Source organism: Dorea sp. AM13-35 (assembly GCF_003473885.1).
GTDB lineage: Bacteria > Bacillota > Clostridia > Lachnospirales > Lachnospiraceae > Dorea_D > Dorea_D hominis.
The window spans coordinates 275,154-294,235 of sequence record NZ_QUCZ01000003.1; the positions used below are offsets into that span (position 1 = coordinate 275,154).

Below are 19,082 nucleotides of genomic sequence, written 5' to 3' on the forward strand. Positions count from 1 at the left end.
CCAACAATTATTTTGTTCCGAAAATACGGTCTCCTGCATCGCCAAGTCCCGGAACAATGTATTTATGTTCATTCAGACGCTCATCCAGTGCACCGATATAAACATCTACGTCCGGATGCTCTTTCTGCATACGTTCTACACCTTCCGGTGCTGCAATAATGCACATAAAACGGATATGTTTTACGCCTTTGTCTTTCAGCATCTGAATAGCAGCCACACTGGAACCGCCTGTAGCAAGCATCGGATCTACGACAAATACTTCTCTCTCATCGCAGTCTGCCGGTAATTTGCAATAATATTCAACCGGTTCATAAGTATCCGGATCACGGTACAGGCCAATATGTCCAACCTTTGCAGTCGGGATCATGCTTAACATTCCATCAACCATACCAAGACCGGCTCTTAAAATCGGAACAACTGCCAGTTTCTTTCCACTTAATTCTTTACCCACCATTTCACAGATCGGTGTCTTGATTTTTACATCCTGAAGCTTCAGATCTCTTGTTGCTTCAAAACACATTAATGCAGCAATCTCACTGACGATCTGACGAAATTCCTTTGTTCCTACATCCTCTTTGCGGATGCAATTGATTTTGTGCTGGATCAATGGGTGATCCATAACCTGTACTTTAGACATGTTTTTCCTCCTCATTTGACACTTGTTCTGATTTTAAAATATCAATTTATAATATTGATTTGTTTAAACCGTTATGACATGATGTCCTGCCGCTTTTAACAAACGGTTCATAATCGCGCTTCCGATTCCTTCGGTATCAAAAGATTCGCTGTAAATATAATCGACCTGATCGGCATCAAATTCCCGCAGAATGGCAAATAAATGAACGGCTATCGTAGACTCGTCTTCCCTGGTTCCGATAGACTTCACATCTCCACAGATATAATTAGCTACACTCTCTTCGGTTCCAATGATACCAACTTTATGTCCGGCTTTCACCTGCTCTGCTGCCAGTTCATTGATCTTTGAAATAACCTTTGACATCTCACCTTCTACAATGCTTAAGTCTGCTTTCGGCGCATAATGCCGGTACTTCATCCCCGGTGCTTTCGGCCGTTGGTTCGGCTTAATGACCGCCTTATCAACTGTCACCTCGCCAATACATGCTTCCAGCATCTCCTTTGTAATCGCACCCGGTCTTAAGATCATTGGCGGTGTAACCGTCATATCCAGAATTGTCGATTCCAGTCCGATAGAAACCGGTCCTCCATCCAGTATCATATCAATTCTTCCGGTCAGATCCTCTTCTACATGCTCTGCCATTGTCGGGCTTGGTCTGCCTGATGTATTCGCACTCGGTGCTGCAATATATCCACCGCCCACATCAATCAGCGCACGCGCTACTTCATCACTCGGCATACGCACAGCTACAGTATCCAGCCCGCCTGTCGTTCCATACGGAACTGCTTCGCTCTTCTCAAAAATCATCGTCAGCGGTCCCGGCCAGTATGCATCTGCGATTTTTTTCGTCTCCTCCGGAACATTTTTTGTAATTTTTTCCAATGCACCAAGATTCGTAATGTGTACAATCAGTGGATTATCGGAAGGTCTTCCTTTTGCAGCATAAATCTTCTCTGCTGCCTTCTCATTCAACGCATCTGCACCCAGTCCGTATACTGTCTCTGTTGGGAATGCGACAAGTCCGCCTTTTTTTAAAATGGCTCCTGCCATCTCAATACTATCTTTATCCAATTGTCCTTTTTTTACTCTTTTTATAATCGTTTCCATGTGTCTCATTATACTACACTCTATTTCTCCATACAAGTTACGATTCCATTTACAATTGCTTTCGCAACATCGTCCTGATATTCCGGAGTTGTCAGTTTTTTTGCTTCTTCCGGGTTACTTAAAAAGCCACATTCTACAATAATTATCGGCACCTCCGTCCGTTTCAGCAGATAATAAGTATCGTTTGCTTTCGCCTGTCTTGTATTTCCGATATCTGCTGCCCGCAATGCTTCCTGCATTGTCTTTGCAGCCTGTTCACTCTCTGCCGAATGGCGGTAATAAAACACCTGCGCCCCATGGATTCCGGCGTCCGGGTAACTGTTCTGGTGAATACTAACTGCAAATACCGGCTTTTCCCCGTTGATTTTTCTTACCCGTTCCCGCAGATCCCGGACTTTTTGTCCTGCATCCGATTGATCATCCAACATCTGATCATCTGTTCTTGTCATGATTACTTTTATTTTCTTCTTTTTCAGCATTTTCTCTACTTTTAAAGCAATCTCCAGATTAATCTCTTTCTCTTTTTCTTCATGTACTCCGATCTTTCCCGGATCACTTCCGCCATGCCCGGCATCCAGCACAATCACCTGCGATTTTTTCTCTTTTTCTGCCAGTTTTACAATCTCTCCTGATGCATATTTTTCCAATTTTTTACTAAGCAGTACAAGTACCATAAGCGCCAGAAGAATCAGTATAAATTCTATTTTCTTCCCTGTCGCATCCGTCATATGCCGGTTCTTTCGGATATTTGGAAAATGCAAAAAAAATACCTCCAGCCAGACTTTATTCTTCATAATATATGTCTGTCGGAGGCATTTTATATGTTTATTCTCTCAATATTTAATTTACATACTTCTGGATCAGTTGCCAGATATCTGAATTTTCCTGTCCGAGTGCCCATTCAGCTGTACCTGCAAGCTTATTCTTCTTCATGAGCTGAAGCTTGTACTCCATAGACTTCTCATCTTCCAGCCAGATGCTGTAAGTCGTATCTCCGGAAGTCCAGCTTGCGAAATTCTGCTTCGTCTCATCATCCCATGTCGTCTTGACACCGGCTTCTTTGACTACAGCCTGTGCACTGTCCATACCAAGTGCCTTGCTTGTTACTTTGTTGGTATACTCTTCGTTCGCTGTACCTGCATCTTGTGCAAGTTCATCTTCCGTTTTCGCTCTTACTTCCCACAGACGCGTGAAAAATGGAATTCCGCTGATCACTTTATTTGCCGGAACTTCTTTTAACGTCTCAGAGATTCCCTCTTTTACATAATTATAAGAAGAAACAGAACCGGCTTCCGGTGATCCTGCAAAATGTTCGTCATAACCCATAATGATAACATAATCTGCTACGATTCCCTGCTCTTTACGGTTATACTGCATGTTATAGCCCTTCGGAACATAATTATCCACGGATAATACCAGACCATTCTGTCTGCATCTTACAGATAATTCGCGGATAAACTGAATATAATGTTCACCACATTCTTTTGATATCTTTTCAAAGTCAACATTAATTCCGTCAATTCCGGTCTGCAATGCCTCTGCAACCAGTTGATTGATCAGCTTCTCTCTCCGTGAAGTATGGCTTAATAATTCATAAGATTCTTTCTGCGAATTGATTCCTCCGTCAAAATCTCTGACGGTCGCCCACACTTCAATATTCGCTTTATGTGCATAGTTCACATAATCTGTCGACGAGATTGACTTTATATTACCTTCCGTATCTGCTACATGATACCAGGTCGGCGCAAGTGTTGTAAGCCCTTTACTTTTTGCTATCTTTTCAAGCACTCCGTTATTAGCGGAACTATTGGTTACATTGTGCCATGCCAGGTTAATCTTGTAATCTTTCTTGATACTGGTAAATTTCTGTTCGTTAAATTTTCTGGTTACATTCTTGGTCTCCGGTGTCCTGAGTGCACTGTCTTTCACATAGCCGATAAATCCGTCTTTTGTGCGGACTTTCTCCCATGATCCTTCGTTTTCAATAATCGTAACTGTATCATCTTTGCTGACCTCTGAAAGGATCGGACTCTTCACACCACCGCGGTAACGAACCTGAGTATCCTTCTTAACCTCGGCAACTTTCTTCTTGCCCCAGTCGCTGACGATCATTACACGGCTCGGATTGTCATATACCTCATACTCAATGTTTGTATATTGCTGAACAAAATCAAGCGCAATATAAGCTGTATTTCCTTCTGTCTTAACAATGACATATTTCTCGCTCTTACGTTCCTTGGACACCATATAGTCTTTGCTTCCGACCTCGACTGATACCATGTCCTTCGGCAGTGTATACAATAAAATATTCTCATTCGGATCCCAGTAAAATCTGCTGTTTACATAATCCCTGATCACATCATACTGCACATAGAGCTTTCCATCGGATATCATACCATGCGGATCCACGACCTTATTATTTACTGTGATCGCCACCTGGCCTTTCTTTTCTATTCCATAATATTTATTCAGATCCGCTTTCTCCTTGGAAGGGCTGTATTTTTTCCACAAAAATGTCCCTACAACGGCTACGATCAGTAATATCAGGACGACACTCATCTTAATGATAAGATTCCGCTGTCTTCTCCGTCTGGATTGCGGTTTTCTTCTTACCAGTCTTCTGTTTCCGGAAATCCTTGATCTTCCGGAATTTCCTGTTCTGCCGGAAATCCCTGGTCCTTCTGAAGCGCTACTTCTTCTGCCCGCAACTGGCGTTCTGGCACCATCCTTGATTCGTCTGCCTGTCAGTGAGCTGCCTTCCGGCTGCATCGGCTGCATATCTTTTTCTTCCATGCTGTACCTCCTGTCAGACCTTATTATAGCAAAACAGATGTGCCCCGTCATTATTTATTTGACAAAATCTAGTTTGAGGGGTATTCGTGTTCCGAAATTCGTTGATCCACGTTGTTAAAACACAGCTCCTTGATGTCTCCTTTTTCATTCAACACATAATCTCGCATATACACTGAGTCTTCCCGCATAATATGCGCCTGCACGACTTGCATAGGGCTTGCGGGCAGACCATTCAGCAATATATGAATCCCTTCTTTTTCATAATCTGTCAACTCAGAAAACAGACTATGAACCTGCTGTTCCTGATGGTCTCCCATGGATTCCTCCTTCTCAATGCCCGTTCCCATATAATAACTACGGCTGCATATACCAGAGACTCCAAAAGAAAATGCTGTAATTGTGATACACTTTTCTCCTCCTGCAGCTTAAACCAAAAGACAGTAAGGCATTGTATTCATTTACATAATAGATTGATGTTGATCTTAATTTCTGTGATAATGTCTGTCTGAAACGACGTTCGATAATGTTATTGATCTGTTGATAGTTTTGAAATAAAGATGCTATATCAGAAAAGTTAAAAAAATTTCCCTCCTTTGTTCTAAGAATGTAGCTATTCGGGAAAACTATCTTTTAGTAACGTCATTATAGCGGACAGCTTTTTAAAAAGCAAGTCCTTTTTTCATTTTATATTTATTTTATTTAACATACAAAAAATTCTATGCTATACTAAACTAGAAGGAAGTGATGAATATGAAGATTGAGAAAATAAGTGACAATCAGATACGTTGTACTTTAACACGTGCTGACTTGGCCGAACGCCAGCTTCAATTGAGCGAACTGGCTTATGGAACCGAAAAAGCAAAATCACTTTTCCATGATATGATGCAACAGGCAGCCTTTGAATTTGGATTTGAAGCCAACGACATTCCTCTTATGATCGAGGCAATTCCGGCTTCTTCCGATTCTATCGTGCTGATAATTACTAAAGTAGAAGATCCGGAAGAACTTGACACCAGATTTTCTAAGTTTTCTCCGTCACCGGCGGGTGAGAACGATACTAAAAAATCCGAAACAGTGAATAAGCTCGAAGGAGCAGAGACACTTCTGGACCTTCTTGGCAAAGTAAAAGAGAAGATGGATGTAGCCGAAAGCAGGGACAAGACAGATTCTCCGTCCGATGCACAGGCAACAGATTCTTCTGCCAGAACAGATTCTGCAAATGTAGCTTCTGCCACTGACGAGAACTCCGAAAGCAATGTAGCTGCTGAAGATTCTCCGGTAGCAAAGATTCGCTTGTTTTCATTTGCCACAATGGACAATGTGCTTTTAGCATCTCGTCTTTTGAACACGATGTACACCGGTTCCAACACCTTATACAAAGATCAGGCAGAAGACCTTTATATTCTGGCATTATCCCAGTCTGAACATTCTGCTAACGATTTCAACCGTATCTGTAATATGCTGACAGAATACGGTACTTCCGAGAAGACATCCGGAGTTATCCTTGCTTTTCTCGAAGAACATTGCGAAGCACTTGTTGCAGACAATGCAATCCAGCTGCTCGCAGCTATTTAATTGTACATCCCACAGATTACAGTTTGAATATGGAATTTTAAGCATGAAAAAAGCAGTTTTCGATAATTATCGAAAACTGCTTTTATATTCTGGCTTATTGTGCAGCCAGAAATGCATTAATCTTTTCTACTAATAAATCGCTGTCGATTCCGTGAACCATAGCAGCCTCAGCAAGACTTTCTCCCTGAGAAGCCGGGCAACCAAGACAGTGCATTCCAATCTCCATAAGGATCGGAGCTACCTCCGGGTTCATAGCAAGAACTTCACCGATTGTCATATCTTTAGAAACCTGTGCCATCATGACACCTCCTTTTCTCTTCAGTGGTATTTATTATATCCGTTTTTCTTCATCATGTAAACATTTTCAGGGGATTTCCTCGTGTAATTCCTCGTGTAAATTCCTCTTCTGGATATTCTCATTTCTTTCCGCTCCCATTGTATAAACATTTTCCTATAATTTACTATTAATATTTGACATCTTAAATGTCAACATTTTTGCCGAGTTTTTTCGACAAAAATCGAATTTTATTATAACTCCACAAAACATTCGTTCTTTTTTTAACATAAAATAATCCCCCGTTTTCGATGTGAATAATGTGGATAATGTGGATAAATTGCAACAAAGTACGATTTTTCCACCTTTTTTCAATATTTTGATGTGGATAACTTGGATAACTTTATTTCGTCGCTTTTTTCAAAATATGACATTTTTGTACAATTTGCTATTTCTGATTTTTTCCTTTACAGAACAAAAAAAAGGTGAAAGAAATTATTCATTTCTTTCACCTTTATTGTCTTACATTTTCATAATTTATAACAATCTTCTTACTGTTATAATATTAGCATAAGTAGCCGACAAGATTCCGATTCCCCGCGCCCGGTTAATCGCATTTACAATCTGCCCGTTTCCTTTATAAATTCCTACATGTCCATTATAGCAGATAACATCTCCAGGTCTTGCATTGCTGTAGCTGACGGCTCTTCCCGCACTGCGCATCTGAGACGATGTTCTTGGAAGTTGTATACCGAAATGCTTATATACCGACTGTACAAACCCCGAACAGTCAGCACCATGTGTAAGGCTTGTACCACCCCATACATAAGGATTTCCGATAAAACGGCTGGCATACTCCACAACCGCCTGTCCACTGCCTGCTCTGCCACCGTCCGCATCGTTCGTTTCGACTGTACTTGCTTCCCGCTGTTTTGCCAGGATTGCTTCTTCCTCTTTTCTGGATCTCGCATAATGAAATTTTTTCATCTCTTTTGCTTTTTTTTGGGCTTTTTTTCCTATTGTAATATATTGTGAATATACATATCCGGTTACATCACCAGATTTGATCTTCGTCCACTCTCCTACCGGACCTTTTATTTTCGCTGCATAATCCGGATAAAGCTTGCCGACCCACTTGCTTTGCTTTGTTGGTTCACTTCTTATATAAAGAAACGAATGAACATTCGCAAATGCCATATCTGAATACTCACCCTTCTCTGTTGGAACCAGATACTCTTTTACCTGTACTTTATGATCAGAAGCATCATAATCATTCAAAACTTCCTCTATCCCTGCACCGGGTAAAACAGAATCTGTATCCGCAGCCTGTACTTCCGGAGAAATTCCCATCACAAGGCTACTTATAGTAACTAAGAACAATCCTTTCTTAAGAACAGAATCCATAAACTCCCTCCTTTATGTTTTCTTATCTTTTGTAAATATTACAGAATTGTTACATATGTTACGTGATTATTATATCATCAAACGCAATCATGTCAACCTTATTTACGCTTTTTTAAGCTTCTATCACACTACAGTATTTGATATACTACGACATTTCCATGTAGTATTTTGTTACAAATTGTTACATTTTCAGATTGCTTGTTGACAATCTTGTATCATTATCTTATACTAATTATAATAATTATTACTATTATTGAAAGGAGATTGCTTATGGCTACATTAAAATATAGCAGGCAGCGAGAGTGTATCAAAGAATATCTTATGCATACAACGGAACATCCTACTGCAGATACTGTTTATGAGCATGTAAAAGAAGAATTTCCGCGCATCAGCCTTGGTACCGTATATCGCAATCTGAATCTTTTAGCCGACATGGGCGAAGCACTCAAGATCACTACGCTGGATGGCGGAGATCGTTTTGATGGATGTACGAAGCCACATTATCATTTTACCTGCACTTCCTGTGGTGCAGTCATTGATCTGGATATGGATGTAAAGTATTTCCACGAGATGAACGAAGCTGCAGGTAAGAACTTTGATGGCTTGATAGAATCTCACACAACATTGTTTTCTGGTATTTGTCCAGCATGCTTCAAAAAAGGCAAAAATTAATGAAAAAAGTTAATTTAATGATTGACATTTTTCAATAAGTATGGTAGATTAATATCAGTAACAATTACTAATATTGATATTGCAAAACACAATAAAAATTAATTATAAGAAAAGGAGATCAACATTATGAAAAAATTTGTTTGTACAGTATGTGGTTATGTTTACGAAGGAGAAGCTGCACCGGAGAAATGTCCAGTCTGCGGAGTAGGTGCTGACAAGTTCAAAGAGCAGACAGGTGAGAGAGAATGGGCTGCTGAGCATGTAGTAGGAGTAGCTAAAGGTGTAAGCGAAGACATCCTTGCTGATTTAAGAGCAAACTTCGAAGGAGAATGTTCAGAAGTTGGTATGTACCTGGCAATGGCAAGAGTTGCTCACAGAGAAGGATACCCGGAGATTGGATTATACTATGAAAAAGCTGCTTACGAAGAGGCTGAACACGCTGCTAAATTCGCTGAGCTCCTCGGAGAAGTTATCACAGACAGCACTAAGAAGAACCTTGAGCTCAGAGTAGACGCTGAGAACGGTGCGACAGCTGGTAAATTCGACCTTGCAAAACGTGCAAAAGCTGCAAATCTGGATGCAATCCACGACACGGTACACGAGATGGCAAGAGACGAAGCACGTCACGGAAAAGCATTCGAAGGACTGCTTAAGAGATACTTTGGCTAAGCTACAAGCCGAGTAAGGATAAAAATAAAGACGCTGGGAAAGGATGTACTTACATCAAATCCCAGCGTCTTTATTTTTAGGCTTATTGGGCGACAGCCCTACAGCGACGACGCGTTTTTCGCGTTGGAGCTGGCTCGGCGTAGCGCATTCCGAATGGCTTTACAATTTCATCGCTTTCGCAGAACTATACATCTGCATTCCCTTCACTTTCTTATAAGAAAACACCTTCACATAATATGTCTTTCCTGCTGCCGGCTTTTTCATAGAAGCAGATGTCTTCTTGGCAGATAAGGATACACTTTTCACACCCGAAACAAGTTTCGGATCCGTGCTGTACTGCACTTCATATCCTCCTGCACCGGATACTTTTTTCCATTTCACAGTCATAGAAGTCTTACTTCCGGATTTCTTTGTTATCTTTGGCGCTTTTGATGTTATTCCAGACGTCTTACCACCAACATAAACCTTTTTCTTTACACCACTCTTATATGTGTTCTGATAAATCTTTCCTTTTGCATCAGAAGATACAAATACTCCATATGGTACTCCGGAGATTGTATTTCCACTAATATTGGCTGTTGATTTTGTAATATGTACTGCATGCTCTTTTATATTACTGATCACATTTCTGGAAAGCTTTCCGCAGGTACTCTTATTAAACATCTGTACACCATGCTGTTTACAGCCGGAAATCTGATTATTTGTAATAATCATTGATGTACTGTAATTCTGTGTAAACACACCGCTTCGAGCCATATTTTTTATTATATTAGAATTTGTAGTAATTCTTTTTGATCCTAAATCTACAAATACGCCATCATATTTCTTCCTTCTTGGATCTTTAGCATAATAATTTTTTCCTGTAATTTTATTACCTGTTGCCTCACTATCCTGTACATCCATCATATGGATACCATGTCCGGCTGTAGTAATTACATTATTTCTTACTTTTACTCCACTAATATAATAATCTTTTTTCGGGATTGTTTTATTTTTCTTATCTTTTTCTGTAGTACTAACTTTTCTGCCGTAAACTTTAACTCCGCATACTTCATCACTGTATTTCGTATACTTAATCGTCATACGGTTGTTTTCAACAACCATTTTAGCATTATGGCGAACCTGTCCTTTGTAAACTTTCTTTCCATCAAAGATTGTAGACATTACCGAACTGGAAAGTGGTTTAAAATATTGAATTAACACACCACCGCCACAATTTTCAATGACATTATTTTTTATCTCACAGTTATAATATGTTAATGCAATGATTGCTTCTTCCTGTATATTTTTAAAAATATTTCCCATAATCTTAATATTTTCATGGTAAGCGCCATTAAGAAGAGTATGAGTACCTACTCCACGTGGTACATTCTGGAACAAACAATTCGTAACTTCCACATTTTTCATTGTTGTTCCATCCAAATATGTACTTTTATAAATAGATGTATCACATGGAATATCAAACTGCAAAGCTTCCTGTTTTAAATTGCCACTGCTTTTTCTCCTTGCCAGATCTTTGAACGTACATTTATTAACTTTCAGTCCATCAATTGCAGCAAGTTCTACCTGATGTGCACATCCTCCACCTGATACTGTTACATTTTCCAGTTTAATATTCTTTGCATGAAAAAGACGAATCAAAGAAGAATCACAATTGCTATTTCCGTACCATTTTCCACCTATAATAGAAATATTTTGGAATCCGCTATATCCTTTACAAGCTGAACTTGCATTAAAATCTGAATGTCCTTTATAAGTACCATTTGTTCCTGTCTCTATCATATTACTGGATGTTCTTGAATAAGTAAATGTTACGCCTTCCGTCAGATCCAGTGTCGTATTGCTGTAAATATGTAACGTGGAGCTCAGCTTATAGCTTCCTGCCACCACCTTTACTGTAACCGGATTGCTGTCTGTAGCTGTATCTCTTGCCTCTTTTAAAGCATTATCTAATTCCCTTGCTATATCAGATCCATTCTTTGCACTTACAGTAATGACACTGTCATCCGTCTCTTCTGCATCCTGTACTGCAATCTGATTCTCTGTATGAACTTTCTCCTGCGCCTGACTTTCTACCGGATTCATGCCAATCGTACATGCCATGGCGATCATTCCTGACAAAAGCACTGTAATTACTCTCTTCTTCATAAATACCTCCCAAATTACTACTTTGGAGTATATTATATCGCATTATTTCTGCAAAACCAATGTCTCAGACAATCTTTTTCCTGCTAGCGGATCTTCCCCGGATCGATCTTATTTTTCTTCAATTTTAAATATACAACTTCCCGAAACAATGCATATAGCACAGATACAATCGGAATAAATATCAACATTCCTGTAATTCCCATCAGACTTCCCCCGACACTAACCGCTGCAAGTACCCAAATAGACGGAAGCCCCACTGAATTTCCAACAACATGTGGATAAATAAGATTTCCTTCTATCTGCTGCAATACAAGAAACAGTACGATAAAAATAGCTGCTTTTGCCGGATTTACCATAAAAATAAGTAAAACTCCTATTCCACACCCAACAAATGCTCCAAATATCGGAATCAGTGCAGTAAATGCTATCACAATTCCTATCAGCAATGCATAAGGCAGACGGAAAATTGTCATTGCAACAACAAACATAGAACCTAAAATCACTGCCTCCAGACATTGTCCTGTCAGAAAACTGGAAAATGTCTTATATGTCAGAGAACATACTTCAATTATTGCCTCTGCACGTCCTTTTCGTACAAAAGCAAATAATACTTTTTTAGCCTGGATTTCCAGCTTCTCTTTTTGCAAAAGGATATAGATAGCAAATACAAATGCGATAAAAAATGTTGTGACTCCACTCACGATACTTTTTGCCGCTGTTATTGTGGAATCCAGCACACTTCCGGCACCATTTTTAAAGAAACCGATTCCGGTATTCATAATCTTATCCCAGTCAAATTCAATATTATTCACAATGTTCATAATTTCCTTATTATTGTGGAAAACTTGTTTTGCCCATGCCTGTACATGTGGAAGAAATATCTGAACATTTTTCCCTAGATTTGAAAAAGTATTTCCCAGTTGTGGAACTAAAACAAACATCACCGCAGCTACAACTCCAAATACAAAGATCAATACAAGAATCATACTACACGGTCGTGCTGCCTTTTGCATGTAGCGTTTTCCTTTTCTTTTATCCTCTGAAAATAAATGTCTTTCCACAAAATTCATCGGGACATTTAACACAAATGCAATTGCTCCGCCTAAAAGAAAAGGAATGAATATATTTAATCCTTTCAATAGCACTTGCAATACCATATTAAATTTCCACAAGCAGACAATTACAATTGCTGTAAACAAAATTAATTCTCGTATTTTTTTCATATTCTCCCGGTTTAATTCCATATAATTTCTTTACTCCTTATGTTCTTTACTTTTGCGCTCCTAAAATTTTCCTTCATTCCATAATCTCTTTTATACACACAATCTGCCACCGACACCTTTCTCCGAATGATAAAGCAGCTAACAGTGATATGAAAATTAAACTCGTCCCACACGAATTAATTTTAGTCCCTGTATAACCGGTAAATTAAGCAATGCCAGACCGTATACTATCAATAAATGCTGCCAGTCTAATGCTGCCACCTGGAAAATCCCATGTAATCCAGGGATCATTAATACTCCTGTGATCAATAGCAATCCCATTCCAAATGCTCCGATCAGATATGGATTATTAAAAAATTGCTTTGTAAATAAAATTGGTTTTCTGGATTTACAATTAAATCCATGTATCAGACGGCTGGTACACAAGATTCCAAATGCCATTGTACTTCCAAGCAGAGCGCCGCTCTCACTATAGCCAATAAAATATCCCGTCATCGTCATAATTCCAATAACCAGACCTTCTACACTTATATCTGTGAGAAATCTTCTATTCAAAATTGACTCCTTCATTGGTCTTGGTTTTTCTTCCATCACTGCTTTTGTGTGCGGCTCCAACCCCAGTGCAATTGCCGGAAGGCTGTCCGTAAGCAGATTGATAAAAAGTAAATGAACCGGTGCAAATGGGACTGGTAAATTAACAACAGATGCATATAATACCGAAAGAATTGCTGCTAAATTTCCTGAAAGCAAAAACTGAATGGCATTTTTTATATTCTGATAAAGATTTCTTCCATTTTCCACTGCCTTTATAATCGTTGCGAAATTGTCATCTGTAAGCACCATTGCGGCAGCATCTTTAGATACTTCACTTCCCGTAATTCCCATTGCAACTCCGACATCAGCCTGCTTCAATGCAGGTGCATCATTCACACCGTCACCGGTCATTGCAACAATATTTCCACGTTCCTGCCATGCACGCACGATCCGGATCTTATGTTCCGGCGAAACACGCGCATATACTGAAATTCCTTCTACAAATGTCCTCAGTTCTTCATCTGACATTTCTTCAATAACTGCCCCTTCACATGCCTCCGATTCATTTTTAATAATACCAATTCTTTTTGCTATCGCAGCAGCCGTCACTTTATGATCACCAGTAATCATGACCGGGCGGATTCCCGCTTTAATACACTCCTTGACTGCCTGTTTTGACTCCTGCCGTGGCGGATCCATCATTGCAATCAATCCTAAAAATACCAGATTATTTTCATCTTCTAAAGTAAGTTCTTTCTCTGCATCTAATTCTTTGTACGCAAATGCCAGCACACGAAGCCCTTCTCGTGAAAATTCAAGATTCTGTTTTTCAATATATAATCTGTCCTCCTCATTAATCAATTCCGGCTTTTCACTTCCATATTTTCGGATATGTGTAATTCTCTTTAAAAGAACATCTACTGCACCCTTTACATAAATTACATATCTTCCATCACATTTGTTTTCCGTTGACATCATTTTCCGGTCACTGTCAAATGGTATCTCCGATAATCTCGGACAGGCTTCTCTGACATCAGAAAACGAATATTCTATATACTTTTTTTCCTGCAGAACTGCGAGTAATGCCGTTTCCGTAGGATCTCCAATCTGCTCTCCATCTGTGATCATTCCATCATTACACAAAATGCTGGAAATCAACAATTCCTTTTCCGAATCATTTTCAAAATTGAGCTCAGACACGGAGATTCGCTTTGGATAAATATAATAGTCTTCTACTGTCATTTTATTTTGTGTTAAGGTTCCGGTCTTATCAGAACAGATTACAGAAACACTTCCAAGTCCTTCTACTGCCTGTAATTTTCTTATAATTGCATGTTCTTTTGCCATTTTCTGTGTACCAAATGAAAGAACAATTGTCACAATAGAACTTAAAGCTTCTGGGATTGCTGCAACCGCCAATGCTACAGCAAAAAGGAATGCATTTAAAATGTTATCCCCACGTAAAATGCTTAAAATAAATAATATTCCACATAATATTAAAATCATTATGGATAACTTCTTTCCGAAATCATCCAGATTCTTCTGTAATGGTGTCATTTTTTCAGAAGTATTCTTCAACAGGTAAGCAATCTTTCCCATCTCTGTATTCATTCCAATTGCTGTCACTTCATAACGTCCGTGACCATACGTCACAAAGCTTCCTGAAAATACCTGATTCGTCCGATCCCCGATTGCTGCATTTTCCGGAACATCTTCCAGATTCTTCTCCACCGACAGACTTTCTCCCGTCAATGCACTCTCATCTACTTTTAAGCTTGCCGTTTCTATCAATTTACCATCTGCCGGAATACAATCCCCCGCTTCAATAAGCACTTCATCACCTATCGTAACTTCTTTTGCCGGGATCTGTATCACCGCATGGTCTCTGACTACTTTCGCTTCCGGTGCTGACAATTGTTTCAGACTTTTTAAAGATTGTTCCGCTTTTAATGTCTGTACTGTTCCTAAAATGGCATTCATTGTAATAACTAGGAAAATAACTGCAGCACTCTCTGCATCACCCAGAATTCCGGATATTATTGCAGATATGATCAATATAATTACAAGAAAATCTTTAAACTGCTCCAAAAATAATATAATACAGCTTTTTTTCTTTCCCTCTGTCAATTCGTTCCATCCATATTTTTTTTGATTTTCTTTTGCCTGTTCATTTGTCAACATATTCATTCTACCTTTCCTGCAATAATATCTCTTTTAGTATTCACTCTTTTATGATGTTAAATGCTTTTCTTCATAAATTTCCTTGTCGTCATAACAGCGATAAAACACGCTCTGCGAGTTTTATTCGCTGATTAGCGGTCGTCAAATGCTGCCATGCAAGCATGGCGCATTTTCCTCGTCGCCATAACAAAAAAGAGACCTTATTGCATATAAAATATGCAATAAAAGTCTCACCATTTCATTACGACACGGATGATCACTCATCGTACTGACGACGTCGTAAACATCATTAATTGATGCCAGTTACTCCCTTTTATCATTGTGTTATTAGAATATACAAATTTTTTCTTTTTGTCAATAATAATTCTATAAACAATTATGCAGATTTTCTCTTGTTTGATTTCGTATATAAAAAAGAAGCAGTATTAAATTAATACTACTTCTCTCTCATTCCTATGAGCGTGCGGGGATTCGAACCCCGGACAACTTGATTAAAAGTCAAGTGCTCTACCACCTGAGCTACACGCCCGTACCAAATGTCTTACTAAGACAAATGCCCAGAGCCGGAATCGAACCAGCGACACGAGGATTTTCAGTCCTCTGCTCTACCGACTGAGCTATCTGGGCAGAATTGCGGGGGCAGGATTTGAACCTACGACCTTCGGGTTATGAGCCCGACGAGCTTCCAGACTGCTCCACCCCGCGATAATATTTAATTCTATCATTTTCATGATAAAGCCGATGATCGGACTCGAACCGATAACCTGCTGATTACAAATCAGCTGCTCTGCCAATTGAGCCACATCGGCACAAGCCATGTTGGCTAATGGATGGAGAAGGATTCGAACCTTCGAAGGCGTTGCCAACAGATTTACAGTCTGCCCCCTTTGGCCACTCGGGAATCCATCCATATCTATGGGACCAATAGGGCTCGAACCTATGACCCTCTGCTTGTAAGGCAGATGCTCTCCCAGCTGAGCTATGATCCCATATAAACGACCCAGAAGAGACTCGAACTCTCGACCTCCGCCGTGACAGGGCGGCGCTCTAACCAACTGAGCCACTGGGCCATATAAAGGTTATGTACCTTCAAAACTGCATATAAGAAATATTTCATCCTTTACCTATCACCTTGCTTGGTCATGCCCTCGACCGATTAGTATCAGTCAGCTCCATGTGTTACCACACTTCCACCTCTGACCTATCTACCTCGTCGTCTTCAAGGGGTCTTACTACTTACGTAGGGATATCTCATCTTGAGGGGGGCTTCACGCTTAGATGCCTTCAGCGTTTATCCCGTCCCGGCTTGGCTACTCTGCCATGACCTTGGTAGTCAACAGATACACCAGCGGCCAGTCCATCCCGGTCCTCTCGTACTAAGGACAGCTCCTCTCAAATATCCTACGCCCACGCCGGATAGGGACCGAACTGTCTCACGACGTTCTGAACCCAGCTCGCGTACCGCTTTAATGGGCGAACAGCCCAACCCTTGGGACCTACTTCAGCCCCAGGATGCGATGAGCCGACATCGAGGTGCCAAACCACTCCGTCGATGTGAACTCTTGGGAGTGATAAGCCTGTTATCCCCAGGGTAGCTTTTATCCGTTGAGCGATGGCAATCCCACTTTATACCACCGGATCACTAAGTCCTACTTTCGTACCTGCTCCACCCGTCGGTGTCGCAGTCAAGCTCCCTTCTGCCTTTGCACTCTTCGAATGGTTTCCAACCATTCTGAGGGAACCTTTGAGCGCCTCCGATACCCTTTCGGAGGCGACCGCCCCAGTCAAACTCCCCACCTGACATTGTCCCCCGACCTGTTTAAGGCCGCTGGTTAGAAATCCAATACTGCAAGGGTGGTATCCCAACAGCGACTCCGTAGCTACTGGCGTAACTACTTCTCAGTCTCCCACCTATCCTGTACATGCAATACCGAATCCCAGTATCAAGCTGGAGTAAAGCTCCATGGGGTCTTTCCGTCCTGGCGCAGGTAACCAGCATCTTCACTGGTATTTCAATTTCACCGGGTGCATTGTTGAGACAGTGCCCAAATCATTACGCCTTTCGTGCGGGTCGGAACTTACCCGACAAGGAATTTCGCTACCTTAGGACCGTTATAGTTACGGCCGCCGTTTACTGGGGCTTAAGTTCAAAGCTTCGCGTTACCGCTAACCTCTCCCCTTAACCTTCCAGCACCGGGCAGGCGTCAGCCCATATACTTCACCTTTCGGTTTTGCATAGACCTGTGTTTTTGCTAAACAGTTGCTTGGGCCAATTCTCTGCGGCCAGCTTTCACTGGCACTCCTTCTCCCGAAGTTACGGAGTCATTTTGCCGAGTTCCTTAACAATGCTTCTCCCGTCGGCCTTAGGATTCTCTCCTCATCCACCTGTGTCGGTTTACGGTACGGGCTTAAGTAAAACAATAGCGGCTTTTCTTGACGCATGGCTCACACACTTCCCTACTCTTTATTCGGTCCGCATCACGTCTTCAGATTGTACAGCGGATTTGCCAGCTGCACTCCTACCTCGCTTGCACCGGTCTTTCCATTCCCGGCTTGTGCTCTCCTCACGTGTCCCCACAGTTCTGTTTACTTAAGGTACAGGAATCTCAACCTGTTGTCCATCGACTACGCCTCTCGGCCTCGCCTTAGGCCCCGACTTACCCAGAGCAGATCAGCTTTACTCTGGAAACCTTAGATATTCGGCCGGAAGGATTCTCACCTTCCTCTCGCTACTCATTCCGGCATTCTCTCTTCGATACAATCCACAGCTCCTTATCGGTACTGCTTCGTCTCGTATCCAATGCTCCTCTACCAATCAACATTCGTTGATTCCTGAGCTTCGGTAGTGTGTTTCAGCCCCGGACATTTTCGGCGCAGGACCTCTCGACTAGTGAGCTATTACGCACTCTTTGAATGTATGGCTGCTTCTGAGCCAACATCCTAGTTGTCTTCGAAATCCCACATCCTTTTCCACTTAACACACATTTTGGGACCTTAGCTGCAGGTCTGGGCTCTTTCCCTTTCGACTACCCAACTTATCTCGTGCAGTCTGACTCCCATACATCATCTACGCGGCATTCGGAGTTTGATATTCTTCGGTAAGCTTTGACGCCCCCTAGGAAATTCAGTGCTCTACCTCCGCAAGACTTGTATGAGGCTAGCCCTAAAGCTATTTCGAGGAGAACCAGCTATCTCCGGGTTCGATTGGAATTTCTCCCCTATCCACACCTCATCCCCACCCTTTTCAACGGATGTGGGTTCGGTCCTCCATTGCCTTTTACGGCAACTTCAACCTGGACATGGATAGATCACCCGGTTTCGGGTCTGCTCCGACTGACTCTGGCCCTATTAAGACTTGGTTTCCCTTCGGCTCCATCCCTGTAGGATTTAACCTCGCCAGCCGGCGCAACTCGCCGGACCGTTCTACAAAAAGTACGCGGTTCCACATTTAAAGTGGTTCCACAGCTTGTAAACATATGGTTTCAGGTTCTTTTTCACTCCCCTCCCGGGGTCCTTTTCACCGTTCCTTCACAGTACTATGCGCTATCGGTCACTAAGGAGTATTTAGCCTTACGGGGTGGTCCCCGCGTGTTCAGTCAAGGTTCCACGTGTCTCGACCTACTCTGGATACCGCCTTGTCAATCGTCCTTTCGCTTACGGGGCTTTCACCCTCTCTGGCTGGCTTTCCCAAAACCATTCTGCTAAGACTCTTGAATCAATTGTGCGGTCCGAACCCCGGGATGCACGCATCCCGGTTTGGGCTCTTCCGGTTTCGCTCGCCGCTACTTCCGGAATCACATGTTGTTTTCTCTTCCTCCGGCTACTTAGATGTTTCAGTTCACCGGGTTCCCTTCCTAACGTTATG

At 41.3% G+C, this 19,082-nt stretch carries 13 protein-coding genes, 7 tRNA genes and 1 rRNA gene; 3 read left to right on the forward strand and 18 right to left on the reverse strand.

Annotated features, from left to right (window positions below):
- Positions 1-7: 7 nt before the first annotated feature.
- The 5 genes from upp to DW152_RS05650 all read right to left on the reverse strand — a co-directional run bounded on the left by upp (position 8) and on the right by DW152_RS05650 (position 4,854).
- The gene (gene upp / locus DW152_RS05630; RefSeq protein WP_021859861.1) at positions 8-637 is read right to left on the reverse strand and encodes a uracil phosphoribosyltransferase; all 630 of its coding nucleotides are present in this window, start codon (positions 635-637) and stop codon (positions 8-10) included.
- A gap of 63 nt (positions 638-700) precedes the next feature.
- Positions 701-1,753 (reverse strand): L-threonylcarbamoyladenylate synthase, encoded by a 1,053-nt coding sequence (locus DW152_RS05635; protein ID WP_318532596.1) that lies wholly within the window; start codon positions 1,751-1,753, stop codon positions 701-703.
- A gap of 11 nt (positions 1,754-1,764) precedes the next feature.
- Positions 1,765-2,505, reverse strand: coding sequence for an N-acetylmuramoyl-L-alanine amidase (locus tag DW152_RS05640; RefSeq protein ID WP_318532597.1), 741 nt, complete (start codon positions 2,503-2,505; stop codon positions 1,765-1,767).
- Between the two features lie 79 nt (positions 2,506-2,584).
- Entirely contained in the window at positions 2,585-4,537 is a 1,953-nt protein-coding gene (locus DW152_RS05645; RefSeq protein ID WP_243059819.1) for a glycosyl hydrolase family 18 protein, read from the reverse strand.
- A 68-nt stretch (positions 4,538-4,605) separates the two neighbouring features.
- A complete protein-coding gene (locus DW152_RS05650) occupies positions 4,606-4,854 on the reverse strand; it encodes a hypothetical protein (RefSeq protein ID WP_021859857.1) in 249 nt (82 codons plus the stop codon).
- A 433-nt stretch (positions 4,855-5,287) separates the two neighbouring features.
- Between DW152_RS05650 and DW152_RS05655 the strand changes: the two genes are divergently transcribed.
- Positions 5,288-6,112: an adaptor protein MecA gene (locus tag DW152_RS05655; protein WP_186856085.1), complete on the forward strand. Its 825-nt coding sequence runs from the start codon at positions 5,288-5,290 to the stop codon at positions 6,110-6,112.
- 94 nt (positions 6,113-6,206) lie between these two features.
- On the opposite strand, the gene DW152_RS05660 is transcribed toward DW152_RS05655, so the two are convergent.
- Positions 6,207-6,413, reverse strand: a complete 207-nt coding sequence (locus DW152_RS05660) for a DUF1858 domain-containing protein (protein ID WP_117537434.1) — start codon at positions 6,411-6,413, stop codon at positions 6,207-6,209.
- Between the two features lie 510 nt (positions 6,414-6,923).
- Entirely contained in the window at positions 6,924-7,790 is an 867-nt protein-coding gene (locus tag DW152_RS05665; protein ID WP_118288147.1) for a C40 family peptidase, read from the reverse strand.
- 270 nt (positions 7,791-8,060) lie between these two features.
- Between DW152_RS05665 and DW152_RS05670 the strand changes: the two genes are divergently transcribed.
- Both DW152_RS05670 and DW152_RS05675 read left to right on the forward strand, forming a co-directional pair.
- On the forward strand, positions 8,061-8,462 hold the full coding sequence (locus DW152_RS05670; RefSeq protein WP_021859853.1) for a Fur family transcriptional regulator: 402 nt from the start codon (positions 8,061-8,063) through the stop codon (positions 8,460-8,462).
- A gap of 126 nt (positions 8,463-8,588) precedes the next feature.
- Positions 8,589-9,131: an NADH peroxidase gene (locus DW152_RS05675; RefSeq protein ID WP_021859852.1), complete on the forward strand. Its 543-nt coding sequence runs from the start codon at positions 8,589-8,591 to the stop codon at positions 9,129-9,131.
- A 159-nt stretch (positions 9,132-9,290) separates the two neighbouring features.
- Here the strand turns inward: DW152_RS05675 and DW152_RS05680 are convergent, their stop codons facing one another.
- From DW152_RS05680 to DW152_RS05730, 11 genes are all read right to left on the reverse strand, one after another.
- Positions 9,291-11,279: a right-handed parallel beta-helix repeat-containing protein gene (locus DW152_RS05680; RefSeq protein ID WP_118288148.1), complete on the reverse strand. Its 1,989-nt coding sequence runs from the start codon at positions 11,277-11,279 to the stop codon at positions 9,291-9,293.
- A gap of 83 nt (positions 11,280-11,362) precedes the next feature.
- Positions 11,363-12,523 (reverse strand): AI-2E family transporter, encoded by a 1,161-nt coding sequence (locus DW152_RS05685; protein WP_118288149.1) that lies wholly within the window; start codon positions 12,521-12,523, stop codon positions 11,363-11,365.
- A gap of 135 nt (positions 12,524-12,658) precedes the next feature.
- Complete coding sequence (locus tag DW152_RS05690) at positions 12,659-15,217, reverse strand: cation-translocating P-type ATPase (protein WP_118288166.1); 2,559 nt, start codon at positions 15,215-15,217, stop codon at positions 12,659-12,661.
- A gap of 456 nt (positions 15,218-15,673) precedes the next feature.
- Positions 15,674-15,746 (reverse strand) — tRNA-Lys (locus tag DW152_RS05695).
- Positions 15,747-15,771: 25 nt separating this feature from the next.
- A tRNA-Phe gene (locus DW152_RS05700) sits at positions 15,772-15,844 on the reverse strand.
- 4 nt (positions 15,845-15,848) lie between these two features.
- Positions 15,849-15,922, reverse strand: a tRNA-Met gene (locus tag DW152_RS05705).
- A gap of 31 nt (positions 15,923-15,953) precedes the next feature.
- A tRNA-Thr gene (locus DW152_RS05710) sits at positions 15,954-16,026 on the reverse strand.
- 18 nt (positions 16,027-16,044) lie between these two features.
- Positions 16,045-16,126, reverse strand: a tRNA-Tyr gene (locus tag DW152_RS05715).
- Between the two features lie 7 nt (positions 16,127-16,133).
- Positions 16,134-16,206, reverse strand: a tRNA-Val gene (locus tag DW152_RS05720).
- Positions 16,207-16,213: 7 nt separating this feature from the next.
- A tRNA-Asp gene (locus tag DW152_RS05725) sits at positions 16,214-16,287 on the reverse strand.
- A 66-nt stretch (positions 16,288-16,353) separates the two neighbouring features.
- A 23S ribosomal RNA gene (locus DW152_RS05730) occupies positions 16,354-19,082 on the reverse strand; the annotation flags it as partial.